We start from the raw sequence: 1,250 nt of genomic DNA on the forward strand, positions 1-1,250 counted from the left end.
GACGGCAAGCTGTTCCAGCGTGCGGTCGAGATCGCCCTGCAATCGCGTTCCGGCGAGGCGGCCCTTGCCGCGGCACGGGCCTGGCAAGAGGCCCTGCCGACTTCGCGCGACGCACGCCGCATCGAGCTGCAGATCCTGATCGCGCTGAACCGCATCAGCGAAACCGTCGAGCCGCTGCGTGCCGAAGTGGCGGCCACGTCGCAGATCGAACGCCCGCTGCTGATGGCCGTGATCGCACGCACCTACTCGCGCGCCGCCGACAAGAAGCTGGCCGCCTCGGTGGTCGAGCAGGCCCTGGCCGACGAACTGAAGAGCCCGACCAGTGGCGGAATGGCCTGGGCCACCGTCGGCCGGTTGCGCCTGAACGCAGGCGATGCTTCCGGCGCCCTGGAAGCCGCGCGCAAGGGCCAGGAAATCGACCCGAGTTCCGATGCGCCCGCTGCACTGGCACTCGAAATGATCGACCCCGGCCAGCCGCTCGCCGAGCCGATCGTCACTCGCTACCTGAACAACAACCCGAAGGCCACGCCCGACCTGCGCATTGCCTACGCCCGCGCGCTCGTCGAGGACCGGCGCTTCACCGATGCCACCACGCAACTCCAGGCAGTGACCACGTCGCGGCCCGAGCTGGCTGAGCCATGGCTGTTGCTCGGCAGCCTCCAGATGCAGGCCAAACAGGACGCCGCGGCCGAGACTTCGATCAAGCGATTCATCGAACTGTCGGGCAGCCGCAGCGCCAACAAGGACGCCGATGGCGATGCCAATGACGCCGCCGACCGCAAGCGCGGTGTGTCGCAGGCGTACTTCGCGCTGTCGCAACTGGCGGAACGGCGCAAGGACTTCACGGCGGCCGAGCGATGGCTCGCGCGTGTCGACGGCCCCGACGAACTGGTGGCCGCCCAGACCCGCCGCGCAGCCTTGCTGGCCCGCCAGGGCAAGCTGCCCCAGGCGCGCGAAATCATCCGCGGCCTGCCCGAGCGCACACCCGACGACAAGAAGCAGAAATTCCTCGCCGAAGTGCAGCTGCTGCGCGATGCGAAGCAGTACCAGGCGGCCTACGACATGCTCGCCCAGGCCTCGGCGGCGGCGCCGGACGACGGCGACCTCGTCTATGACCAGGCCATGGTCGCCGAGAAGCTCAACCGCCTCGACGACATGGAGCGCCTGCTGCGCCGGCTCATCCAGCTCAAGCCCGAGAGCCAGAATGCATACAACGCGCTGGGCTATTCGTTCGCCGATCGCAAGATCCG

The 1,250-nt window shown here is 68.6% G+C and carries 1 protein-coding gene; it reads left to right on the plus strand.

Annotated features, from left to right (window positions below):
• The coding region (locus tag ACSFA2_RS25550; RefSeq protein WP_435458130.1) for a tetratricopeptide repeat protein at positions 1-1,250 on the plus strand (1,250 nt) is incomplete at both ends.

It is taken from the genome of Variovorax cryoconiti, assembly GCF_051216395.1.
Taxonomy (GTDB): domain Bacteria; phylum Pseudomonadota; class Gammaproteobacteria; order Burkholderiales; family Burkholderiaceae_C; genus Variovorax.